Origin of the sequence: Amycolatopsis sp. NPDC051716, from assembly GCF_040681595.1 — a bacterium.
GTDB lineage: Bacteria > Actinomycetota > Actinomycetes > Mycobacteriales > Pseudonocardiaceae > Amycolatopsis.
This window is the reverse complement of the sequence record NZ_JBFAZA010000033.1, coordinates 76916-98311: the sequence shown is the minus strand read 5'-3', so window position 1 is coordinate 98311 and position 21396 is coordinate 76916. Positions and strand designations below refer to the sequence as shown.

General features: G+C 72.1%; 17 protein-coding genes and 1 pseudogene. 7 read left to right on the top strand and 11 right to left on the bottom strand.

What is annotated here, in order from left to right:
• Positions 1-53 precede the first annotated feature (53 nt).
• Positions 54-440, top strand: a complete 387-nt coding sequence (locus AB0M30_RS35545; RefSeq protein WP_364593196.1) for a RidA family protein — start codon at positions 54-56, stop codon at positions 438-440.
• Here the strand turns inward: AB0M30_RS35545 and AB0M30_RS35540 are convergent.
• The 3 genes from AB0M30_RS35540 to AB0M30_RS35530 all read right to left on the bottom strand — a co-directional run bounded on the left by AB0M30_RS35540 (position 437) and on the right by AB0M30_RS35530 (position 4535).
• Positions 437-1639, bottom strand: coding sequence for a GTPase (locus AB0M30_RS35540; protein ID WP_364593193.1), 1203 nt, complete (start codon positions 1637-1639; stop codon positions 437-439). The two genes, AB0M30_RS35545 and AB0M30_RS35540, sit on opposite strands and share 4 nt — an antisense overlap.
• Positions 1636-3417, bottom strand: coding sequence for an isoniazid inducible protein IniA (locus tag AB0M30_RS35535; protein ID WP_364593190.1), 1782 nt, complete (start codon positions 3415-3417; stop codon positions 1636-1638). Before AB0M30_RS35535 ends, AB0M30_RS35540 begins: the two co-directional genes overlap by 4 nt.
• 101 nt (positions 3418-3518) lie before the next feature.
• Entirely contained in the window at positions 3519-4535 is a 1017-nt protein-coding gene (locus tag AB0M30_RS35530) for an IniB N-terminal domain-containing protein (protein ID WP_364593276.1), read from the bottom strand.
• Between the two features lie 302 nt (positions 4536-4837).
• Here AB0M30_RS35530 and AB0M30_RS35525 point away from each other — a divergent pair, with 302 nt between their 5' ends.
• The 3 genes and pseudogenes from AB0M30_RS35525 to AB0M30_RS35515 form a co-directional block, all read left to right on the top strand.
• The gene (locus tag AB0M30_RS35525; RefSeq protein ID WP_364593187.1) at positions 4838-5956 is read left to right on the top strand and encodes a molecular chaperone DnaK; all 1119 of its coding nucleotides are present in this window, start codon (positions 4838-4840) and stop codon (positions 5954-5956) included.
• Positions 5953-8328, top strand: a complete 2376-nt coding sequence (locus tag AB0M30_RS35520) for a helix-turn-helix transcriptional regulator (protein ID WP_364593184.1) — start codon at positions 5953-5955, stop codon at positions 8326-8328. Before AB0M30_RS35525 ends, AB0M30_RS35520 begins: the two co-directional genes overlap by 4 nt.
• A gap of 69 nt (positions 8329-8397) precedes the next feature.
• Positions 8398-8511, top strand: a pseudogene (locus tag AB0M30_RS35515) (IS5/IS1182 family transposase); the annotation flags it as partial.
• 905 nt (positions 8512-9416) lie between these two features.
• On the opposite strand, the gene AB0M30_RS35510 reads toward AB0M30_RS35515, so the two are convergent.
• The 4 genes from AB0M30_RS35510 to AB0M30_RS35495 all read right to left on the bottom strand — a co-directional run bounded on the left by AB0M30_RS35510 (position 9417) and on the right by AB0M30_RS35495 (position 14140).
• Entirely contained in the window at positions 9417-12053 is a 2637-nt protein-coding gene (locus AB0M30_RS35510) for a fibronectin type III domain-containing protein (protein WP_364593181.1), read from the bottom strand.
• A 136-nt stretch (positions 12054-12189) separates the two neighbouring features.
• Positions 12190-12933: a ferredoxin reductase gene (locus AB0M30_RS35505; RefSeq protein ID WP_364593178.1), complete on the bottom strand. Its 744-nt coding sequence runs from the start codon at positions 12931-12933 to the stop codon at positions 12190-12192.
• Positions 12903-13502 (bottom strand): sulfite oxidase-like oxidoreductase, encoded by a 600-nt coding sequence (locus AB0M30_RS35500; protein WP_364593175.1) that lies wholly within the window; start codon positions 13500-13502, stop codon positions 12903-12905. Before AB0M30_RS35500 ends, AB0M30_RS35505 begins: the two co-directional genes overlap by 31 nt.
• Positions 13503-13531: 29 nt before the next feature.
• Positions 13532-14140: a pentapeptide repeat-containing protein gene (locus AB0M30_RS35495; protein ID WP_364593172.1), complete on the bottom strand. Its 609-nt coding sequence runs from the start codon at positions 14138-14140 to the stop codon at positions 13532-13534.
• Between the two features lie 42 nt (positions 14141-14182).
• On the opposite strand from AB0M30_RS35495, the gene AB0M30_RS35490 reads away from it, so the two are divergent.
• The 3 genes from AB0M30_RS35490 (at position 14183) to AB0M30_RS35480 (ending at position 16872) form a co-directional block, all read left to right on the top strand.
• Positions 14183-15091, top strand: a complete 909-nt coding sequence (locus AB0M30_RS35490; RefSeq protein WP_364593169.1) for an ornithine cyclodeaminase family protein — start codon at positions 14183-14185, stop codon at positions 15089-15091.
• Positions 15092-15695: 604 nt separating this feature from the next.
• The gene (locus AB0M30_RS35485; RefSeq protein ID WP_103335577.1) at positions 15696-15950 is read left to right on the top strand and encodes a hypothetical protein; all 255 of its coding nucleotides are present in this window, start codon (positions 15696-15698) and stop codon (positions 15948-15950) included.
• A 76-nt stretch (positions 15951-16026) separates the two neighbouring features.
• A complete protein-coding gene (locus AB0M30_RS35480) occupies positions 16027-16872 on the top strand; it encodes a hypothetical protein (RefSeq protein ID WP_364593166.1) in 846 nt (281 codons plus the stop codon).
• Between the two features lie 79 nt (positions 16873-16951).
• On the opposite strand, the gene AB0M30_RS35475 is transcribed toward AB0M30_RS35480, so the two are convergent.
• Genes AB0M30_RS35475 through AB0M30_RS35460 form a run of 4 tightly spaced genes read right to left on the bottom strand, consistent with a single transcriptional unit; the run spans position 16952 to position 21321 of the window.
• Positions 16952-17518: a hypothetical protein gene (locus AB0M30_RS35475; protein WP_364593163.1), complete on the bottom strand. Its 567-nt coding sequence runs from the start codon at positions 17516-17518 to the stop codon at positions 16952-16954.
• A complete protein-coding gene (locus tag AB0M30_RS35470) occupies positions 17515-19116 on the bottom strand; it encodes an extracellular solute-binding protein (RefSeq protein WP_364593273.1) in 1602 nt (533 codons plus the stop codon). The genes AB0M30_RS35475 and AB0M30_RS35470 overlap by 4 nt, the downstream gene beginning before the upstream one ends.
• Entirely contained in the window at positions 19116-20243 is a 1128-nt protein-coding gene (locus tag AB0M30_RS35465; RefSeq protein ID WP_364593161.1) for a toxic anion resistance protein, read from the bottom strand. The genes AB0M30_RS35470 and AB0M30_RS35465 overlap by 1 nt, the downstream gene beginning before the upstream one ends.
• 1 nt (position 20244) lies before the next feature.
• Entirely contained in the window at positions 20245-21321 is a 1077-nt protein-coding gene (locus AB0M30_RS35460; protein WP_364593158.1) for a hypothetical protein, read from the bottom strand.
• Positions 21322-21396: the final 75 nt, after the last annotated feature.

The window sequence follows — 21396 nt, the reverse complement described above, 5'->3', positions numbered from 1 at the left end:
TCCCACACTCTCCTATGGTTCCTGAGTAACCACAAGAGAGCACGGAGGAAAAGATGACCGTCACCATGGTGAATCCCCCCGAACTGCCCGAGATCGACGTCTACCACCAGGTCGCCGTCGCCGAGGGGACGAAGCTCGTCTTCGTCGCCGGGCAGGTCGCCTGGGAGACCGGGCCCGACCTCGCCGACCAGGTCGAGCAGGCCTACGTCAACGTCGCCGCCGCGCTGGCCGCGGCCGGCGCATCGTTCGACGACGTGGCGAAACTGACGGTCTACGCCGTCGATTGGAAGCCCGAGAAGATGCCCGCCCTGCTCGACGGCATCGCCCGCGGCAGCGCCAAGATCGGGACCACGGCCAAGCCGCCCGCCACGCTCATCGGCGTCGCGGCCCTGGACGTCCCGGAGCACCTGGTCGAGGTCGAGGTGACCGCCGTCCTCTAGGCGAACAGCGCGAGCAGCCCCTCGGTGGAGCGCACCACCACGTGCGCCGCGGTCCGCTCGGCGTGCGGGCGGTCCGGGCGTTCGGCCTCGTGCCGCCAGCGCCGCAGCGCGTCCAGCCCGGCGTCGTAGATCTCGTTCGGATCGGCGTCCGGCTCCAGCCCGAGGCGGTCCGCGGGGGCTGTGCCCTGGGCGCCCAGCAACCGGACCGCTTCCTCCGCGGGTGCACCGGACAGCGCCGTCCGGCCGCCGCGGATGTCGGCGATCAGGCGCAGCTCGCGGAAGTCGTGGGCCGCCGCCGCGAAACGCTCCACCCGGGACACCAGGCGATCCCCGCCCGGACGCGGGTGCGCCGCCAGCAGCGCCTCCAGCCGGATGATCGCCGTCCGCGCCCGCAGTGCCTCGGCCCGCGCCACGAAACACCCGGCCAGGGTGTCCCGCAGCTCGCCCAGCCCACTGCGGCGCACCAGTTCCGCCGAGAGCTTGACGCGGTCGTCGCAGCCGGTGCGGATCAGCGTGAGCGCCAGCCGGACGCCGAACATCCCGAACCGCACCACCAGGGATCGCCGCGTCTCGACCGGGATCGGGCCCGGGAACGCCGGATCGGTGAACGAATCCACCGACAGCACGTGCCGTTCCAGCTCTTCGCGCGGCACCGCGGCGAAGGCCGCCAGCAGGTCGAACTCGTCGTCGCGCAAGGACCGGCCGCCGTAGGCGAGCTGCCCGGCGACGGCGATCACGCCCAGGAACCCCGTGCACAGCGGGTCTTCCCGCCACGCGCGGCGCGCCAGCTGCTTCGCGGTGAGCAGCGCGTCGATCCGGCCCGCGCCGACCTCGTCGGCCCGCGACAGCACCAGCACCGAGTTCACCGCGCTCTGCCGGGCGAACGCCGAGCCGCCCGGCGGGTGCGCCGCCGCGAGCTCGTCCGGTTCGAGGTGGCGGACCAGCCGGACCGTCGCGTCCGGGACGTCGTCGGCCGGGCCGGGGTCGTCCAGCAGCACGAGGTCGCGCAGCGCGCGCGTCGGCCACTCGCCCAGCGCGGCGGCGAGCGTCGTCTTCCCCGACGACGGCGCCCCGGTGAACGCGACGCGCAGCGGCTGCTCCAGCCGGTTGAGGCAGTCGTGCAGCAGCCCCGAAGCCCGCGGGTCGTCCCGGTAGAGCCCGGCCGCGGCGTGCAGCAGGTCGCGGACGTCCTGGGTCACGCCGAGAGCTCCCGCCGCTGCTGCCGTCCGGCGATCGTGCCGAGCTCGCCCGCACGCTGGTGCAGCGCGGCGAGCCGGTCGATTTCCCGGCGGATGTGCCCGGTCCGCCGCTCGCGCTCGGCGGTGCCGGCCAGGATCGTCTCCCGCTCGTGCGTCAGCTCGTCGGCGAGTTCCTCGGCCAGGCCGGTGAAGTGGTCGCGCAGCCGCCGCTGGACGACGCGGATGGCGTCCCGGCATTCCTTGCTGAACCGCAGGAAGACGTCGTCGACGTGCCGCTGCGCCGCCTGCTTGGCCACGGCTTGCCGCCGCTGCAGCCGCATCCCGCCTTCGTCCTTGATCGTCTTGGCGGCGAACGCCGCGCCGGCCCCGATCGAGATCGGGTTGATCAGGGGCAGCCCGGCGAGGCTGGTGACGAGGCCGAACATCAGCACGCCACCGTACGACCCGCGCAGCCCGGTGAAGGCCTGCTGGCCGATCTTGAACTTTTCGATCTTCGGCCGCCCGACGTCGTCGAGGTACTCCAGGCCGGAGCCGTCGAGCCGCAGGTCCGGCAGCGCGCGGTCGTACTGGGCGCCGAAACACGCCGCGACCGCCTGGGCGATCCACTCCGCCCGCTCGGCCAGCCACGTGTAGTTGACGTCGACGGCTTCGGCCAGCGCGTTGTCCAGCCAGGGCGCGAATTCGTCCCACACCTTCGCCGGGTCTCCTTCGTCGAAGGTCCGGTCGATGGTGTTGACGATCTTGCGGGTCCGCTCGCGCAGGTCGTACTCGGCGTCGGAGAGCAGGTCGGTGATCTCGTCGGAGAGCAGGTTCTGCCACCGGGTGTTCTGCCGGCGCAGGTCGTCGGCGCGGCGCTGGGCCCGCTGCAGCAGCGCGGCCTGACCGAGCCCGGCGTCCTGTGCGACCGCGTCGACGCGGTCGCGCAGCGACTCCACCAGTTCGGCGGCGGCGGCGCGGACACCGACGGCGGCCAGCAGCGCGCGGGACTGCTCGTGCGGGCGGGCGGCCTGCTCGGCGATCCAGGCCAGCAGCTCCGGGAAACCCGAGCGGGCGTTGAGTTCCGCGTCGCCGGCCTTCGCGGCGGCTTGGCGCACGACGGCCGAAACGGGCAGGACGAGCGCGTCGACCCCGGCCTCGCCGAGCATGGCGCGGTCGCGTTCGGCGACCGCCCGCCACCCCGGACAGGCGTCGATTTTCGTGAGCGCCAGCACGACGTGCGGGCACCAGGTGCGCACGTGCCGCGCGAGCGCGAGTTCGGCGGCGCTCAGCGGGGCGGTCGCGTCGGAGACGAGGATCACCGCGTCGGCTTCGGCGAGGAAGTCCAGGGCCGCGGCCGTGCGCGGTGACCGCGGGTCGCCGACCGGCGGGGTGTCGACCAGGACGAGACCGGCCGAGAGGAGTTCGCGCGGCACGCCGACCTCGACCCGGCTGAGCGTGCCGGCGGGCCGGGCGCCGAGTTCGCCGGTGAGCCGTTCGACCGCGACGGGGATCCGTTCGCGGGACCGGCCGACCAGGGTCGCGGCGGGTTCGGGGGCGTAGGCGATTTCCGTGGGGACGGCGGGGGTCGCGGCGTCACCGACCGCGCACACCGGCGCGTTCAGCACGGCGTTGAGCAGGTAACCCTTGCCCTGTTTGGGAAAGCCGAGCACGCCGAGCCGGGTCTGCCCGGTGGGGGCGTCCCGGCGTCTGCGCAGGCGCTCGGCGAGATCGGCGCGGCCGTGCGTGCGGCACGCGTCCAGCGTCTCGTTGAGCACTTCGAGCCAAGCCGGTGCGGTCACGATGGTCGAGTGTCCCCGGTTCACTCCCCGTACGCACACCGGGTGCCCGTCCCGCGGCTGCACCCAGACCGCGGGACGGGCACCGGTGACCGGTTCGGGGATCAGTGCCCGAGGTGGATGTCGTTGCCGGAGGCGATGTCGCCCAGGTGCAGGTTCCCCAGGGCGTTGTGGCTGACGTCGGCGACGTCGGACACCACGTCGTGGACGGCCGTGCCGTTGCCGCTGGCGAGCTCGCCGACCTGGCCGACGACGTTGTGGTCGACGTTGATGCCGGTGGCCGAGGTCACCGTGTTGGTGACGTCGCCGAGGCCGTGGACGGCACCGGTGACATTGCTCGTGACGTGCTTGACGTCGAGGTCGCCGGCGCCCTTGAGGATGCCGGAGAAGTCGCCGACGTTGCCCACGACCGAGTTGACGGTGTGGGTCAGGTCACCGCTGACGTCGCCGACGTGCGAGACGGCCTCGTTGACCGGGGTCGACGCGGTGCCGAGCACCTCGCTGCCGATCGTGTGGACGGTGCCCACGCCACCGACGACCGGCTGCTCGGCCAGCGTGGCCAGCGGCGCGACGGTGTTGGCGTCGGTCAGGTGCGCCGGGAGGGCGGTCAGGTTGGCCAGCGCCTGCGAGTCCAGGCCGTGGGCCAGGTCGCCACCGAGGATGGCGCCGGTGGCGTTGCCGGCCAGCGCGGTCACGTTGGCGGCGTTGGTGACGACGTTCACGCCCGGCAGCGAGCCGACGGTGCCGACGGCGGGCAGCTCGCCCACGACGGGGAGCTCGCCGACGCCCAGGTCGCCGACACCCGGCAGGCCCGAGGTGGCCGGCAGGCCGAGGCCCGCGGTGAGGGCGGTGAGCTGGTCGATCGCGCCCTGGACGCCGGTGGCGTCGGTGCCGACCGGGGACAGGTCGCCGACGACGGGGAGGCCGCCCACGGCCGGGAGGCTGTCGACCGGCACGTAGTCGAGCACCAGCGGGATGACCTCGTGCACGTCGGCGGCGCTCACGTCGCCGAGACCGGCGGCGGCGAGGACGCCCTGCGGGTCCGTCCCGAAGGCCGCCAGCGCGGTCGGGTCGTTGAGCAGGTTCAGGGCGAAATCGTGCAGGGTCTGCACGGAGTCCATGGGTTTCTCCAGATCCGGTGGTTCGGGGGACAGCACGGGCCGCAGGGACCGGTGCACCGTCATCAAGGTAGGGAGACCGTCCCCCCGCGCACATCGGGGATCACTCCGAGTCGCGACTCGGTCAGCCGATAGGGGATCGATATGTCATCGTTAGGGAGTTAGGGGGTCATCCGAGACGCGCTCAGTTGGGTTAAATCCCTCCAGACCCTTGCCTGACTAACCCGTTTGGGTGAGGATGCCCCGGACCCTAGGGGGATTGCCTGCCCCCGATCGGCCGCCGCGAGGTGAGGAGGAAAGCGCCGTTGCCCTACGTCCTCGGCATCGATGTGGCCCAGGGCCGGACCCACGCCGCGACCTGCCACCGGCAGGGCCCCGGGTGGGGTGAGCCCGAACCCCTCTGGCTGGGCACGAGGTCCCCCGCCGCGGCGTCCGCGCTGTTCCTCGACGACGAGGGCTACCTGCTCACCGGCGACGCCGCCGCCGAGGCGGGCGCGCAAGTCCCGTCCCGGCTGCTCACCGGCTTCCACCGGCGGATCGGCGACGACGTGCCGATGCTCGTCGAAGGCGAACCGTTCCCGCCCGAGACGCTCACCACCGTGCTCGTCGAAGGGATCGCCGAGCACGCCTCGAACCTGTACGGCGGCCCCCCGCAGCACTTGGTGCTGACCCACCCCGGCGACTGGGGCGGCTACCGCCGTGACGTGCTGCGCCGGGCCTTGGCCGACGCCGGGTTCACCGCGGTGACGCTGGTCCCCGGCTCGATCGCCGCGCTCGGCGCGCACCTGCCCCTCCCCGGCCCCGGCGCCCAGGTGGCCGGGGTCTGCGAATACGGCACCGACGGCGTGAACGTGACGCTGGCGACGGCGAGCGGCGCGAGTGGCTGGCAGCTCGGCCAGGGTGCGGAAGGCGTGGCCCCGGCGGCCGCGCTGAGCACGCTGTTCGCGCTCGCCGGAGCGGCCTCCACGTCCCCCAAGGGGCTCGCCGGCGTGGTGTTCTGCGGGGACGTCCCGCCGCACGCGCTGCCGGCCCGGCCGCCGTGCCCGGTGTTCGCGGGACCGGTTCCGCCGGCGACCACCGCGCTCGGCGCGGCCGCCCTCGCGACGCTGCGCGCCGACCACCGGGGGACCCCGCAGGAACCCCCCGCCGTCGAGACCACTTTGCTCCCCAAGGTGGACACGCTCGGTGAGCTCGGCGAGCGGCCGCCCCGGCCGCCGATCGAGATCACGCCGTTCGAACTGCCCGAGCGCACCGGCCCGATGAACCTGTTCCGCCGGCGGCGCCCGCTCGCCGCCGCGGTCCTGCTGCTCGCCGCGGCCGTTTCGGGCGTCGTGATCACCGTCACCGCCCGCGAAGCCACCGCCGGCCCCGCCGGTACCCCCGCCCCCACCCATTGCGTCCCCTCCGGTGAAGGTCACTGTTGAACAATCTGCTCACGCAGGTCCCCCCGCCGCACACGGTTCCCGTGCACCCCGCGGCGCGGCAGCTGCTCGACCGCGTCACCGCCGAGCCGGCCGCCCCGCTGCGGCTCGCCGTCGTCGCCCCCGGCGGCTACGGCAAGAGCGTGCTGCTCGCCGCGCTCGACCGCCGCTACCGGGCGGCCGGCGTCGACGCCGTGCTGGTCGACGACGCCGACCGGCTCGGCCACGACCAGCTCGAGGACCTGCTCGCCGGCGCGGACGGCCCGATCGTCGTCGCGCACCGGCCGGCCGCGGTGGCGTCCGGCTGGACGCTGCTGCAGCTCGGCCCGCTCGGCGTCGAAGACGTGGCGCGGCTGATGTCCACGGTGACGGGTTCGCCCGCCGACCCGGCGGCCGCGGCCGAGCTGCACGCCCGCAGCGGCGGGGTGCCGCGGCTGGCGGAACGCGCGCTGCTCGGGCGGCTGGAGGAATTCCGGCCCGAGCTCGACGAGCTCGACGACGACGTGCTCCGCTACCTGATCGCGGCCGAAGCCGGCGCCGGGCGCAACCTCGACCTGCTGTGCGCCCTGCTCGACCGCCGTCCCGATCAGCTGCCCGCCATCGTCGAGGGCGCCCGCGCGACCGGCCTGCTCGCCCCCGACGACACGCTGCTGCCGCTGGCCGCGGCCGCCGTCCGCGATTTCGGGCCGCCCGCGCGCCGGCTGACAACGGTGCAGCGGCTGGTCGAACTGCAGCTGGCGAACGGCCTCCCGGTGCTGGACCTGGCCTTGTCCCTGCTCGGCACGGGCAGTTCCGGTGCGTCCGCGGCGGCCGCGTTCGCCGCGGCGGCGGGCGAAGCGCTGCCCTCCGACGCCCGGCTGGCGACGCAGTTGTTCGAAGCCGCCGCCGAAGCGGGCGACCGCTCTCCCGCCGTCACGGCGGGCTGGGCGCGCGCGGCCGCGTTGTCCGGCGACCTCGACACCGCGCTGCGCCTGGGCGACGGGATGCTCGGCGCCGCCGACGCGGAAACCCGCGCGGCGGGCGCGGAGATCGCGGCGACCGTGCTGGCCCACCGCGGCGAACTGGCCCGCAGCGCCGAGCTGTACCACTGGGCGGGCCGCGCGGACGCGTTCTCGGCGACGGCCCTGGTCGGGACCGGGGACATCGAAGGGGCCCGGCGCCTGCTCGACTCCCCCGCCCCGGGCGTCGCGCCGACGCTGTTCGCCGGCGCGGCCACCCGGATGGCCCGCGGCATCGTGGATTCGGTGTCCGGCTGCGCGACGGAGACGTTGTCGACCCTGCTCGGCGCGGCCACGATGCTGGAGCCGGCCCTGGGCGGCATGCTGCTGCCGGACAGCCCGGCCGCGCTGGCCGCGCTCGTCGCCCTGCACACGGGCGAGCTGGCGCTGGCGGAGTCGGTGCTGAGCCGGGCGCTGGCCGGCGGGGCCGGCGGCGACCTCCTGGCCGTGCGGCACCGGTTGCTGCTGGGCTGGGTCGCGATGACGGCGGGCGACCTGGCGACGGCCGCGGAACACCGTGACGCCGTCGCGGGCCGGCCCCTGGAGGCACGGGACGAGCTGTTCTTCGCGACGCTGGAGCTCGGCCTGGCCCGGCGCGCCAGCGACCTGGTCGGGCTGCAGCGGTCGTGGAACCGGGCGTACCAGGCATCGATGCGGCAGCAGACGGACCTGTTCACGTTGCTGCCGCTGGGCGAGCTGGCGATCGCCGCGGCCCGCACCGGGGCGTTCGCCAAGCTTTCCGGCCAGTTCGAACGCGCCCACGGCCTGCTGGCCCGCCTCGGCGAGCCTCCACTGTGGACGGTTTCATTGGTCTGGCACGAGCTGCACGCGGCGATCACGCTGGAGGACGCGGACGCGGTCAAGGCCCACCTGGCGACGTTGACCACCCACGCCCACTGCGGCCGCCACCCGCGCGCCCTGGCCACGGCGGCCCAGGGCTGGCTGGCGGTCCTGGGCGGAACGTTCGCCCCGGACGCCATCACCGCGGCGGCGGCCGAGCTGCACGACCTGGGCCTCCGCTGGGACGCGGCCCGCTTGGCGGGCCAGGCGGCGATCAGGACGTCCGACCGCAAGGCGATGGTCCAGCTCCTGGAGGCGGCCCGCCAGTTCCAGGGAACGGCGGCCCGCCGAGAACCGGGATCCTCCTCGGAACCGGCGGCAGGGGCGGGCTTGGCGGCGCTGAGCGAGCGCGAGCTGGAGGTGGCCCGGCTGGTCGTGGAGGGGCTGACGTACAAGCAGGCGGGCAGCAAGCTGTTCATTTCGGGCAAGACGGTGGAGCACCACATGGCCCGCATCCGGGGGAAGCTCGGGGCGGCGGACCGGCGGGAGCTGCTGGCGACGCTGCGGGAACTGCTGTCCCGCCCGGACGCGACTTAGCCGCGGTTGAGGGGTCTTCGGCGCCTCCGGGGCCGCCTGCTGGCGGCGCCCGACCGAATAGCACGGGGCGGCGTCTGGCAGCAACTGCACGAACGCCTGCTCGGCGAGCTGCGGGCCGCCGGGCTACTGGACCTGTCCGCCGCGCTGGTCGACTCCACCCACCTGCGCGCCCTCAAAGAGGGACCACACCGGGTCCAGCCCGTTCGACCGCACCCACCCGGCGCCGGTCAGCACCCGGACCGCCTGGGCGGGGGTCGTGCGGGGCTCATTTCCGGGCATTCCCGAGCAGGTTGAGAACTCGCCGCCGATGCCGCTGCTTGGCGCTCCCGGCCCGGCAACGGGTTTGCCCTGCAAGCCGGCTTGCCTGACCGTGGGTCGGGCCCTGTCCGGTCACCGACTGCGCGACCGGTTCGGTGCGCGCCGTGGCGGGTGAAGTAGCGAGCCAGCCGGACTTCTCCGCAGCCCCCACCCTCTCCGGCAGGGTCCCGGCAAAGTCTTTTGGCCTGGTTGCAGGACGGGCACGGCTCTCGTTGATCATGTGATTGTCTAGGTCCCATGATTGTGGGAGAGAGCCGTGCCCGCTTCCCACTCGTGCCTGATCCCCGCAGTACGTGATCGTCTGACCCCGGTCCTCGATTCCGGTCCCGATCCACTCTGGGCCACTGACCTGCGGAAACAGTTCGCCGCCGTGCCTGATCCACCAGATCGGCGTGGGGTGCGGCATTCGAACGGATCGATTCCGACGCTCGCCGCCGCGGCCGTCGTCGCGGGAGCCCAGTCGTTCACCGCGATCGGCGCTGCACTCGAGATCACCCCTGCGCAACCTCGCCACCAGCGCACACCGCCAAGCCGGGCACACCAACATCGCCCAAGTACTCCGCCACACCACCCGCAACGCCACCCGAGCCCTCACCCTGCTCGGAATACCGACCTGACCAGCACAAATACTTTGCCGGAACCCTGACCTCTCCGGGGGTGCGTCCCTGGTCCAGTCTATCGGCGGGGGTACGACGAAAAGCCGGGAAAGACGGTGAGCGGGCCTCGTTGTCCACATCATGGCCGGACTGTGGACAACGAGGCCCGACGGCTCAGGCAGCCGCCGTTGTGGTGGTGAATGTGGCTGCCGGGCCCGTTCCCGTTGCCGTGACCGCCGCTACCGTGAACGTGTAGGCCGTGGCCGGGTGCAGGCCGTCGACCACCCTGGTCATGCCCTTGATCGTCGGCTGGGTGACCAGGGCGTCGCGGCCCTGGACCCGGATCGTGCGGCCGTCGGACACCGTGATCACGTAACCCAGGACCGGGGTGTCGCCCGCCGCGGCCGGGGGGTTCCAGCGGATCGAAGCCGCCGTTGCGCTCGGCAATGCCCGTGCGCTCGTCGGGATGTCCGGCAGCGCGATGGGGTTCAGGCCGGGGGTGACCGGAGCTGATGGCAGTGACGGCTCGCTCGTGCCGAATGCGTTGCGCGCCGCGACTGTCACCGTGTACGGCGTCCCGTCCGTCAGTCCCGGCACTTCGGCGTACGCGCGCTTCGCGAAGTCGGCCGCCGTCACCGTTGCCGAGTGGGTGCGGCCGCCGCCCGAGGCCGTCACCACGTAGTCCGTGATCGGTGCGTTGTTGAAGGCGAACGTCGGGTTCCAGGTCGCGTAGAGCTTGCCCGCGACGGCGAACGTGCCGATCCGTGATGGTGCTTCGGCCGGCCCGCACCCGCCGACCGGACGGAAAAGCAGCCGGCGGTAGGCCGGTTCCAGGCCCGCGTTCGCGACGATCGCGGGCGGGGCGTCCGCCGGGCGGGCGAGGATCTGGTTGCCGCGGGTGATCGCGCCCTTGTCGACCTTGTCGCGGTCGCCCTGCTCCCAGTAGTTGCCCTCGATCAGCGTCGGGTCGTTGTTGCCGAGGTCGTCGCGGTAGTCGACGTGCACCGTGCCGACGTTGAAGTACGCCGTGCCGTAGAGGACGTTGCCGCGGACGGTCTCGTAGGTGTTGCCGTTGTCGGTGTAGACGGCCTTGCCGAGCCCCCACTGGCCGTGGATGACGTTGCCGGTGACCTTCTCGCCGTCGTCGAGGGAGGTGCCGGTGATGCCCTGGGTGTAGACGCCACCGCCGTCGTCGAGCATCTGCATGTAGTCGAAGATCAGGTTGTCCGCAACGACGTTGTCGTGCGACAGGTTCGGCGTCGCGGGCCGCTTGATCTTGTCCGGCCAGCCGCCCCAGCCGACGGAGATCGCCGAGTAGCCGACGTGGTCGATCTGGTTGTGGGAGATGGTGTTCCGGACGGTGTAGCCGTTGACGATCGGCACGCCGCCGTGGAATTCGCGCGGCAGGCCGTACAGGTGGTTGTCGGTGACCTGGACGTCCCGCACGACGTCGGCGTCGGTGTCGGTGACGGGTTTGTCGACGCCGCCGACCTGCACGCCGTTGCCGGAGATGTCGGTGAAGACGTCGCCGCGCACCTGGGCTTCCTTGGTGCCCTCGATGAGGTCCAGCCCGGCCCCGCCGAGGTGGGCGAACACGCTGTCGGCGAATTCGACGCGCCGGCCGTGCGCGACGGAGACGTTGGCGGGTTCCCGCGTCCACGAGGCGTACGGGCAGGTGCCGCCGGGCACGAACTGGCAGAGACCCTGCACGGCCCAGCCGTCGGCACCCGTGATCGTGTACCCGGCCTGTATTTCCGAGAACCCTTCGGGCGACGAAGGCGTCAGCCAGGTCGCGTAGGAGTAGCGCAAGCCGCGGAAGGCGATGTCGTGGATCGGCGCGGCCGCCGTGCCTTTCGCGTCGAGGAGCTTCTCCAGCACCGGCATTTCGACGTCCGCGCGACGCAGGTCCTGGCCGGGCCTCGGCAGGTAGTAGACGACGTGGGTGGACCGGTCGAGGTACCACTCGCCCGGGGTGTCGAGCAGTTCGAAGGCGTTTTCGGCGTAGGTGGGGTGCCGCCCGTTGGTGAGGTCGGCCGGGCCGACCATGTTGACGCTGCGGCCGGGGATGTCCGGGAACAGCACGCGTTTCGTCGAGTTGTCCCAGCACGGGTTGGCCATGGTGATCGTCGTGCCCTCGGCGGCGGCGAGGGGGCAGCGCGGTTCGGTCCACTGGCCGAGGCCGTCGCGCTGGACGTTCCAGAGCGCCTCACCCGAGGTGTACACGAACTCGACGTCCTTCGGGTTGCGCCAGTGGGCAAGCGTGTCCGCGCTGGCGGTGTAGCCGGTGGCGGTGGCCTTGACGGTCACCGGCAGGGGGCCGCGGGCGCGTTGCTCGCGGACGCCGTCGACGTAGAGCTGGCGGGTGTTGTCCAGCCCGGCGGGCGCGGGCGCGGAGAACAGGCCCGGACGGCCCGGCACGGGCCGCCAGCCGGCGACTCGCACGCCGCCGTTCAGCTCGGTGTCGCCACTGCCCTGCCAGATGACGCGGTGCCCGTTGCCGCCGGAGTCCCGCGCGTCGAGCCGCAGGGGTGCGGCCAGCCGGAAGACGCCGGGCGCGAGGTGGACGGTGAGGTCCCGCGTGAGGTGCGGGGCGCGTTGCCGCACGAGGTCGCGGGCCCGGTCGAGGGTCCGGACGGGGTGGCCGGCGGTCCCGGAGGCCTGATCGGACCCGCCGGGCGAGACGTAGACGTCCCGGCCGGCGGCATCGGGACCGGCCGCGGCCACCGGACCGGTCGTGGCGAGCAGTGCGCCCGCACTCAGGAGGACGGTCACCACGGTGCGGCGCCGCGTCGAGCCCCACTTGGTCAGCATGGAGGAAACATAGGATCTCTTGAGCGGGATGTCGACAATTTCCCGCTCAACGGGGCACACGATCACCTAATCATCGGATGCCTGTTGGGCGAATCGGCGGCACCGGGGTCAGGCGCGGTAGGTCAGGCTCGGTGGGTCAATCGCGGCTGGGGCCGAAGCGTTCGGTGCGGATGCGGTGCGGGTCGTGGCCGAGGGCGACCAGGATGTCCGCCACCGTTTCCACGAAACCGGTCGGGCCGCAGACGAAGCACGACGCGCCGAACTCGGCCGGCCAGCCCGCCGTGTTGATCGTCGCCACGTCGATGCGGCGGGGGATGCCGGAGCGGCCTTCGGGCAGCTCGCGGGTGAACACGTACGTCACGTCCACGCCCGCCACCGGCGTGCGCAGCTCGTCCGCGTAGTACAGCTCGGCCGGGGTGCGCAGCGAGTAGATCAGCTTGAACGGCGTGCGGACACCCGCCGCGCGGCGGGCCCGGACCATCGCCATCAGCGGGACGATGCCCGAGCCGCCGGCGATCAGCAGCACCGGGGCGGGGTCCGTCGGACGCCAGGCGAACCAGCCGCCGACCGGGCCGCGGATCTCGATCGGGTCGCCGATCGCGTACGGGCCGGTGAGGTGCTCGGACACCTCGCCGTCGGCGACGCGCTGCACCGTCAGCTCCACGCGGTCGCCGTCCGCCGGCGCGGCCAGGGAGTAGCTGCGCTGCGCGCGATAGCCGTCCGCGGCCGTGAGCCGGACGTCGACGTGCTGGCCCGCCAGGTGGCCCGGCCAGCCGGGCAGGTCGAAGACGAGCGTGCGCGCCGTCGGTGTCTCGTCGCGGATTCCGGCCAGGCGGGCGACCCGCCAGGCTAGTCGCCCTGATACCGCTGTTCGCGCCATGGATCCCCGTAGTCGTGGTAGCCGACGTTCTCCCAGAAGCCCGGCTCGTCCCGGGTCTTCAGCTCCAGCCCGCGCACCCACTTCGCGGACTTCCAGAGGTACAGGTGCGGCACGAGCAGCCGCGCCGGGCCGCCGTGCTCGGGGGTCAGCGGCTTGCCGCCGTACTCGTAGGCGATCCAGGCCTGGCCGTCGAGCAGGTCGGCCAGCGGCAGGTTCGTCGTGTACCCGCCGTAGGCGTGCACCATCACGTAGTCGGCTTCGGTGTCGAGCCCGCCGACCAGTGTGTCGATCGCGACGCCGCGCCAGCGGGTGTCCAATTTGGACCACTGGGTGACGCAGTGGATGTCCACTGTGGGCTTCTCGCTGGGCAGGGCCATCAGCTCGGCCCAGTTCCAGGTGTGCTTCTCCCCCGTCTCGGTGGTGACGGTGAACTCCCACGTTTCGGTGGGCACGCGCGGGGTCGGTCCCGCCGACAGCACGGGGAAGTCCTCGGCCAGGTACTGCCCGGGCGGCAGCCGCGGGTTGCCGCTGCGCGCACGGCCCTGGAACCCCGGTGTCACGACACCCATGCGGCTCTCCCTTCCCGATCGCGCCGAGCCTACGCCCGGACCCGCAGGCCCAGCGACGTGACGAGTACCGCAGCCTGTTCGGGTGACACGATCGCCCCGGCCAGCTCGGCGTTCAGCGGGTCGAGCGCCGAGAGGTCACTGCCCCGCAGCTCGGCTTTCGGCAGCTTGACGGCGTGCAGCATCGCCCCGGACAGGTCGACGTCAGCGAACACCGCGCCGGCGCAGTCCGCCCCGGTGAGGTCGGCTTCCCGCATCCGGACCCCCTGGAAGGTGACCGTCCGCAGGTCGGCGCCCGCCAGGCCGGCGAACGACCAGTCCCCGCCGGTGACCCGCAACGGCCGCAGCTCGCACTCGGTGAACGTGGCGCCGACGAGCTTGCACCCGGTGAATTCGGCGTCGAAGAAGTTGCACCGCTTGAAGGCGCAGCCGGTGAACGCCGAGTCCGTGTGCCGCGACGCGTTGAAGCGCACGTTGCCGAACACGCAGTCGGTGAACACCGAGTTCCGCGTGACCGCCTCGGAGAAGTCGGCCTCGTGGAACTCACACCGCACGTAGTGCCGCCCGGCGATCTCCTCCCCGTACCAGTCGTCGCGGAAGAACCGCTGCTCCTCGACGGGATCTTGCGTGGCCTCGGACATGCCGCCAGGCTAGCGGCAGACCCGATGCCGAAGGGGCCACGCATGCTCGACGCCGACGACGTCCGGAGGGCCGTGCCGATGCCGGCCGCCGTCGAAGCGGTCCGCGAGGCGTTCCTCGACCTCGCTGCCGGCCGTTTCGTGGTGCCGCAACGGCTGTCCTTCGCCGGAGCCACGACGCTCGTGATGACCGCCTGCCACACCCCGACGTCGACGACGGTCGTGAAGACGCTCAACCTGGCCCCCGGCCGGACGCCGATGATCCTGGGCACGCTGGTGTGGAACACCGCCGACGGCCAGGTGGTCGCCGACGCCGTCGAGGTCACCACCTTGCGCACCGGCGCGGTCTCCGGCGTCGCCACGGACCTGCTCGCCCCGCCCTCGGCGAGCCGGCTGGCGCTCCTCGGCACCGGCGCCCAGGCCGCCGACCAGGTGCGTGCCGTGGCGGCGGTGCGGCCGGTGCGTCGCGTGGCGGTGCTCGGCCGTGACCGGTTGCGTGCGCAGGTGTTGGTGGACCGGTTGCGCGCCGAGTTCCCGGAGGTGGCGATGCGGGTGGCTTCGAGTGCCGCGGACGCGGTGTCCGACGCGGAGATCGTCTGTTGCGCTACTTCGTCCCGTACTCCTCTCTTTGCTGTCGATGACTTGCCGGACCGCGTCCACGTCAACGCGATCGGGTCGTACCTCCCGTCCATGCGGGAGCTTCCCGCCGGGTTGCTTGCCACCGCTGGGTGCGTAGTGGTGGATCAGATCGACGCCGCTCTCGAGGAGGCGGGCGAGGTGATCCACGCTGTTGACACCGGACTCCTCGCGCGCGATGACCTGGTCGAACTGGGCCCGGCCCTGCGTACGCCGCCGGCGGTCGGCGGGCGGACGGTGTTCAAGTCCGTCGGGCTCGCTGTGCAGGACTGGGCAGTGGCCCGGCTGCTCGGCGAGGCTGCGGGGCGGCGCGGGTAGGGCCCAGGCTGACAGCCTGCGCGCCTGGAGGTTCCCCTTGTGTGGTGTCCAGGCCGCGGCGGGTGTGGGGTGTTGTTGCGGGGCGTGGCGTGGGTTGCGGTGGTGGCGGGCAAGGCAGGCGGAAGTGGCTACGTTTCTCGCTCTCGGTCCTCTTCCTGTGGTTGTAGGCCGGCTGGTGGGACCGTCCGGCGAGGCGGCGGGGCAGCGCGGGTAGGTCCCGACGACACGGCTGGCCCGACGGACGGCGTGCGCGTGTGGTGTCCAGGCTGCCGCGGATGGGCCGCGGTCTTGACTCCGATGCTGCCGCCGTAGCGCGAGAAGACCTCCAGCACTGTCAGGTGACTGATCCCCGGCCCGGTAGCCCACTCCGAAGCGGATGAATACCGGTGAGCAAGCCCGTGAGCTCCCTGAGCCGGACTACGAAAAGGACAAGAGGGCCGACACCGGGCTTGATTCGCTCACCAGCTGCGCCGAAGCGTTGACGGAGAGCAACAGAAGCGGCCAAACGGCGCAATCTGGGCCTTGGAGCGTTTGATCGGTCACCCAATCCGGGAATTTTCGCGACATGTCTCCTTGGCGAACCACCACCAGACGCAACACGGCCGTGCGGGTCATCACGGCGATCGGCGCGATCTTCGCGGGGATCGAAGTTCTCTACATGATCATGGTGCTCGCCGGTGCGAACGCCGGCAATGCCTTCTTCCAGTTCATCAAGTCACTGGCGGTTCCTCTCGCGTTGTTCTGGCCCGGCTTGTTCCCGGTCGACAACCCCAGCCTGGCCGTGATCCTGGACTTCGGCCTCGCCGCGGTGTTCTGGCTCGTCATCACCGGCATCATCGCCCGCTTCGCGGGCCGGTGACCGGAGGCGATCCGCTGGGCCACCCGGGAACCACCCGCCGTCGCCGCCGTCCGTGTCCGTGGGCGACACTGGACGGATGAGCGACGGCAGGTGGTTCGACGGCTGGTCGCCGTGGCCCGAGCTGGCCGGGCTGGCCGCGGCCGGGCGTTCACTGCTCCCGAACGTCCCGGTCACGCCCGCCGCCTTGGCGCGCACCGTCACCGAACAGCTCGTCGGCCGCCGGCTGACCGCGAAGGTGGGCGGCCGCGAAGTCGGCCTCACCCTCGCCGAACTCGATTACCCGGCCGACAGCCTCCGGCTGGCCACCGGACGCCTCGGCGACGTCCGGATCGTCGCCGAGGACGTCGACTGGCCGGAACCGGACGCCGAAAACGCCCAAGCCGGCGACGGTGGCGCGGCCGGAAGCATTCCGCTCCGCCGCGTCACCGTGCTCGCCGAAGACGTCCGCCTCCGCTCGCTGCCCACGCCGGCCGCCAAACCCGCGCGGGTGCAGCTGGCGATCGCCGTCTCCGCCGACGTGCTGCGGGACCGGGTGGCGAAAGCCCGCCCGGGGATTGTCGCGACTCCGGCCGACGGTGGCCTGCTCCGGATCCACTGGGCCAAGCGGCCGCACTGGGGACACCTGACGCTGCGCCCGCAGGTGGCGGACGACGGCGTGCTGCTCGTGCCGCAGACCCTCCACATCGGACAGCGACAGCTGAAGCCACCACGCCGCTTCCAGCCCATCGTGCTTCCTTTACCCGAACTTCCGCCCGGCTTGAAACTGACGAAGGTGGAGCCGCGGCACGACGAACTCGTGCTGCACACAGTGGCGGAGGAATGGCCGGAGCGCCTTTCCCGCATTCCCCTGACGGACCTGCTGAGCTGGCTGACCACCGCCGCGATGACACTGACTCTGCCGAACCTCGGTGCGCGTTCATGATTTCCCCTCTCCGACGAGTGCGACACCGATTACGCTACTCGAACGCGCGTTCGAACGTCATCACTCACAGGAGTGGAACTCAGGCGTCCCGGTCGCGCAGGTACCGCGTGTGATCAGCCTGCCGGTCGACCTCCGTCGCGTAGAACCGCTCGGCCACCCGGTGCGCTTCCGCCTCCAGCAAACCCAGCTGGGTCACCAATTCCGCGTCCGCGCTCGCACGTCGCGCCGAGAACCACCGCGGCAGATTGAGGTAGGTTTCCAGCGACAGCGGAAAATCCGTACCCGCGAGCCGGACGACGGCGTGCTGCAGCTCCGGATCACCCGAGAGCCGCTCAGGCCGGGAAAGCAGGTCTCGCAGCACCTCGGCGATCCGGTGCACAGTGTCCACAGAGGACGCCGGCATCCGGGACGCCTGCGCGGAAACCGTGGCCTCGAGCCCGTCCAGCGACTCCCGTAGCCCGGCGGACGCATCGGGCACCAGCCGCACCTTCTCCCCCGGCGCCAGCAGCGCTCCCGCGGCGTAGAGCGCCACCACGACGAACGGCCAGAACCACCCGGCCACCCCGGTCAGGTACAGCCCGACGCCGAGCAGGCCGCCGACGCAGCCGGCGAGGTTCTTGGTCGACCCCAGATAACGCAGCATCATTGGTACCCGCGAATCTCCTGGAACACCCGGGACAGCTGGACGTCGCGCGCGTCGAACACCTTGCCGCCGGTCCGCGTCGCGACCTGGGTCAGCTCGTCGCTGCTGCCCTCGCCGAACAGGACCGTGAACACCGGGACCCGGTTCACCGCGGGCGGCAGCGACCCCAGCGACGCCAGGAAGTCCGGCAACGACGAGCCGTTCGCGTTCTCGCCGTCGGTCATCAGCACGATGGAGGTGAACCGGTCCGGATCCGCGGCCGCCAGCGGCTCGAGCACCTGGTAAGCCCGGGAAAGGCTGTCGTAGATCGCCGTTCCGCCCCGGGCGGCCAGTCCTTCGGCGAACGTCTTGATCTGCACCAGCTCGGCCTCAGGGTTCGCCTCCGGCACGGTGAACGTCCGCGGTGCACCCGGCCCGGTGCTGAACGGCAGCATCGTCACCTCCTCCCGGCTCCGGAACCGCCGGAACCGCCCGGTCAAGGAGGTGTCCGCGCCGGTCAGCCCCACCAGCGCGGACCGCAGCGAGTCGATCCGCTCGCCCGCCATCGACCCGGACGTGTCGAGCACGTACAGCGTCCGCGAGGGACGCCGGAGCTTGTCGAAGTAGGCCGACAGCAACCCGTCCACCGCCTGCTGCGTCGCCGGGAACGGCAGCTCGACGAGGTCCCGCTGCGCGAACTGCGTCCCCAGCGCGACCCCGGGCACGACCGGGCGCCGCTGGGTGGTCTCCATGATCCGCTTCTGCGCTTCCGGCGTCCGCAGGTGGTCCGCGAGCCGCTGGTGGGCCGAGCGCGCGTCCGAACCGGCGTCGGCCAGCAAGGTGAGCGGGTAGTCGGCGGTGACGACTCCGTCGCTCGGGTAGACCAGGGTGAGCGGCTGCGGCAGCTTCCCGGACGCGTTCGCCGAGAGCAGCACGGACTCGTAGTTGATCAGCCCGTCGACCGGGTCCGGCCCGGTCGCACGCCGGACGTACGCGTCCGACAACCAGCCCGAGGACCCCGCCGAAAGCGTTTGGGCGCCGAAGAACTGCGTCAGCTGCGGGGTGACCGAAGCGATCTGCCGGGCGTCGATCGCGTTGCCCGCGCCCGCCAGCGCCGACGCGACCCCGACCAGCGCCGAGAACCCGGAGTTCGACGCCGACGGGTCCGTCATCCCGTAGCTGAACGCCTTCTTCCCGGCCTGCGCGGCGATCTCGCCCCAGCTGACCGGCTTGCCGGCCCAGCCCAGCCGCTGCACCACCGGCGTGGCCAGGCCCAGCACCACCGGCGAGCTCATGATCTTGACCTGGTTGCCGAGCCGTTTCGCCGCTTCGGGAATGCCGGCGGGATACCGGTTCGACGAGAACCACACGGCGTCGTACTTGCCGTCGGCACTGCCGTTCGCCAGCGTTTCGGCGCCTTCCAAGGTGCCGGTGAAGGTGAACTTCACCTTCACGCCGGTGGCTTGCGCGGCTTCGTCCAGCACCTGCTGCATGTCCGCCAGCTCGCTGCCCGCGAGGACCCGCAAGGTCCCCGGCTCGGGATCCCCCAGCGGTGCGGACGAAGAGCCGGAACACCCCGCCAGCAACGCGGCGCCCAAAAAGAGCGCCGGCACCTTCCTGATCATGCTTCCCCCTCGTGCGAACGCCGCAGGTGGTCTTCGGCCCGGCGGATCTCGCCGGACAGCGATTCGACGGTCGTGGCCATCGCGGCGACGGCGTCGGCGCGGAACCCGTCGATCGCGTCGATCGAGGCGCAGATCCGGTCGAAGGACTGCCGGATCGTCTCGGTCGCGACGACCGGGTCGCTGCTCGCCCGGCGGATCTCCGCGGACTGCAGGCCCAGCAGCTCGGTGTTCGCGCGGATGAGCCCGTCGGTGGTCGCCCGCAGGGCCGCGACCTCGTCGAGGACGTCCCGCTGGCTCGCCAGCGCGCCGCTGACCAGCAACGCGACCCGCAGTGCGGAAACGGTCGTCGACACCGCCCGTTCGACACCGCGGATCAGCTCGTCGTTGTTCTTGCGCACCAGGTCCAGCGCGAGATAACCCTGCGCGCTGACGGCGAGCTGGGTCAGCAGGTCCTGGTGCCGTTGCCGGATCGGGTACAGCACGTCCGCGCGCAACGCGTTCGCGCGCGCGGGATCCGTCAGGTCGAAGACGCCGGCCTGTGCCTCGATCGCGCCGTCGACGGCCTCGGCGAGAGCGGCCGCCTCGGCGAGCTTCCCCATGACCTTCCACAGCCGCTCGCGCTCGCCCTTGATCGAGGCGTTGTCGCGGCGCAGGACGTCCTGGCGGCCGCGCAGGTCGACGACCAGGGCGTTGACCGGCTCGTTCGCCGCGCGGTAGCGGTCCAGCGCCCGCTTCGCCCCGGCCGCGACCGGGAACATGCCCAGCAGCTTCCGGCCGGTGAGCGGCAGCTTCGCCGGGTCCAGCTCGGCGACCGTCCGGCGCAGGCTCGCGAGGCTCGTCGTGACGCCGTCCCGCGGCGACGCCGCACTGCGCAACGACCGGTCGAGCATCGTTCCGGCGACCCCGGCCGCCGCGCGCATGTCGGCCTCGCCGACGGTCAGCAGCTCGTCGAGGAGGTCGGTGAACTCCGGCGACCGGACGTCGAGGGCTTCGAGCCGGGACGCGAACTCCGAAGCGCGAACGGCGACTTCCGACCGCGTGTCCTCGCCGAGGGTGATCAGCCCGGCGGCGCGCTCGGAAGGAATCGCGGTGACCGGCTCGGGCGGCGTGAGCGCGAAGTCCATGTCAGTACTGCTTGCCGACGGCGTCGAGCAGCCGTTCCAGGGTTTCGAACGACGGCGGTTCGACGGCGTCCACGAGGTCGGCGGGCACGTGGGCCGGCGCGGCGACCTGGGCGAACAGCTTCGGGTCGGTCGTGCGGAAGCCGAAGGTCGCGGCGAGCTTGCCCAGCTCGGGGTCGGTCGCGAGGAGCTGCCCGACCTTGTCGCCGTCGCCGCTCAACGGCACCAGCGTGTGCTTCGAGTACACCGTCGGCGCGGTGTAGAGCATCCGCATGTCCGGCCGGATCGAGCCGTCGCCGCTCAGCACGCGGCCGACGAACTGTGACTCGTAGATCAGCGCCAGCGGCGTCTTGCCCATGCCGGCCGAGAGGTAGTCCTCGAACGGCCCTTCGGTGCTGTTCTGCGTGTACCCCTGGTCGAGGAACAGCTTCGCCACCGACGGCAGCACCTTCGCCTCCTGATCGGGCGTGCTGACGACGGCGTTCCCGTTGGCCACGAAGGAAACGATCGACAGGTACATCGCCGCGGAGTTCGACTCGCGCGGGTCGGTCGTGGTGACCAGGACGTTCTTGCGCGCCGGGTAGGCGGTGTTGCCCGGCAGCTGGTCCCAGCGCGTCCCGGCCTTCGCCAGGTCGAGGTACTTCGCGATGTCGAGGACGTCGTACGCGCCGGCTCCCTTGTGCACGACCCCACCGGCCCGCAGCAGGGAAACGATCGGCTCGAAGGAGGCGACGGCCATCGGCGACTGGAACGGCGTGTAGACCGTGGTCACCTTGCGGTCGCGCTGGATCTTCCGCGCCGCGGGCGACGACGACGGGAACGCGAACGCGTACTTCCCGAGGTCGACGGTCGTCGCGATCTGCCGCGATCCCGCGGTGTCCACTTCGACCTTCAGGCCGTGGCGGGCGAAGGCGTCGACGACCCGCTGGTCGGTGAAGAAGGCCTGCTTCTCCGAACCGATCACCCCGCGGACCGTCGTCGTGGCGCCCGCGGCGCTGTCGTCGCCGCGCCCCCAGATGATCACCCCCACGACGGCCAGCACCAGCACCACGGCCAGTCCGATCGACACCCGGCGTTTCACGAGCCACTCCCCTCGACGGGCCTTCGCTCATTGGACGCGGGAGCGAGCCGGTTCGAAGTGAACGGCGGGTGAAGG

Coding starts and splice junctions, on each gene's coding strand:
- AB0M30_RS35465 (WP_364593161.1), bottom strand. CDS start 20,243: ATGGACTTCGCGCTCACGCCGCCCGAGCCGGTCACCGCGATTCCTTCC.
- AB0M30_RS35545 (WP_364593196.1), top strand. CDS start 54: ATGACCGTCACCATGGTGAATCCCCCCGAACTGCCCGAGATCGACGTC.
- AB0M30_RS35475 (WP_364593163.1), bottom strand. CDS start 17,518: ATGATGCTGCGTTATCTGGGGTCGACCAAGAACCTCGCCGGCTGCGTC.
- AB0M30_RS35510 (WP_364593181.1), bottom strand. CDS start 12,053: ATGCTGACCAAGTGGGGCTCGACGCGGCGCCGCACCGTGGTGACCGTC.
- AB0M30_RS35490 (WP_364593169.1), top strand. CDS start 14,183: ATGCTCGACGCCGACGACGTCCGGAGGGCCGTGCCGATGCCGGCCGCC.
- AB0M30_RS35530 (WP_364593276.1), bottom strand. CDS start 4,535: ATGGACTCCGTGCAGACCCTGCACGATTTCGCCCTGAACCTGCTCAAC.
- AB0M30_RS35500 (WP_364593175.1), bottom strand. CDS start 13,502: ATGGGTGTCGTGACACCGGGGTTCCAGGGCCGTGCGCGCAGCGGCAAC.
- AB0M30_RS35480 (WP_364593166.1), top strand. CDS start 16,027: ATGAGCGACGGCAGGTGGTTCGACGGCTGGTCGCCGTGGCCCGAGCTG.
- AB0M30_RS35505 (WP_364593178.1), bottom strand. CDS start 12,933: ATGGCGCGAACAGCGGTATCAGGGCGACTAGCCTGGCGGGTCGCCCGC.
- AB0M30_RS35495 (WP_364593172.1), bottom strand. CDS start 14,140: ATGTCCGAGGCCACGCAAGATCCCGTCGAGGAGCAGCGGTTCTTCCGC.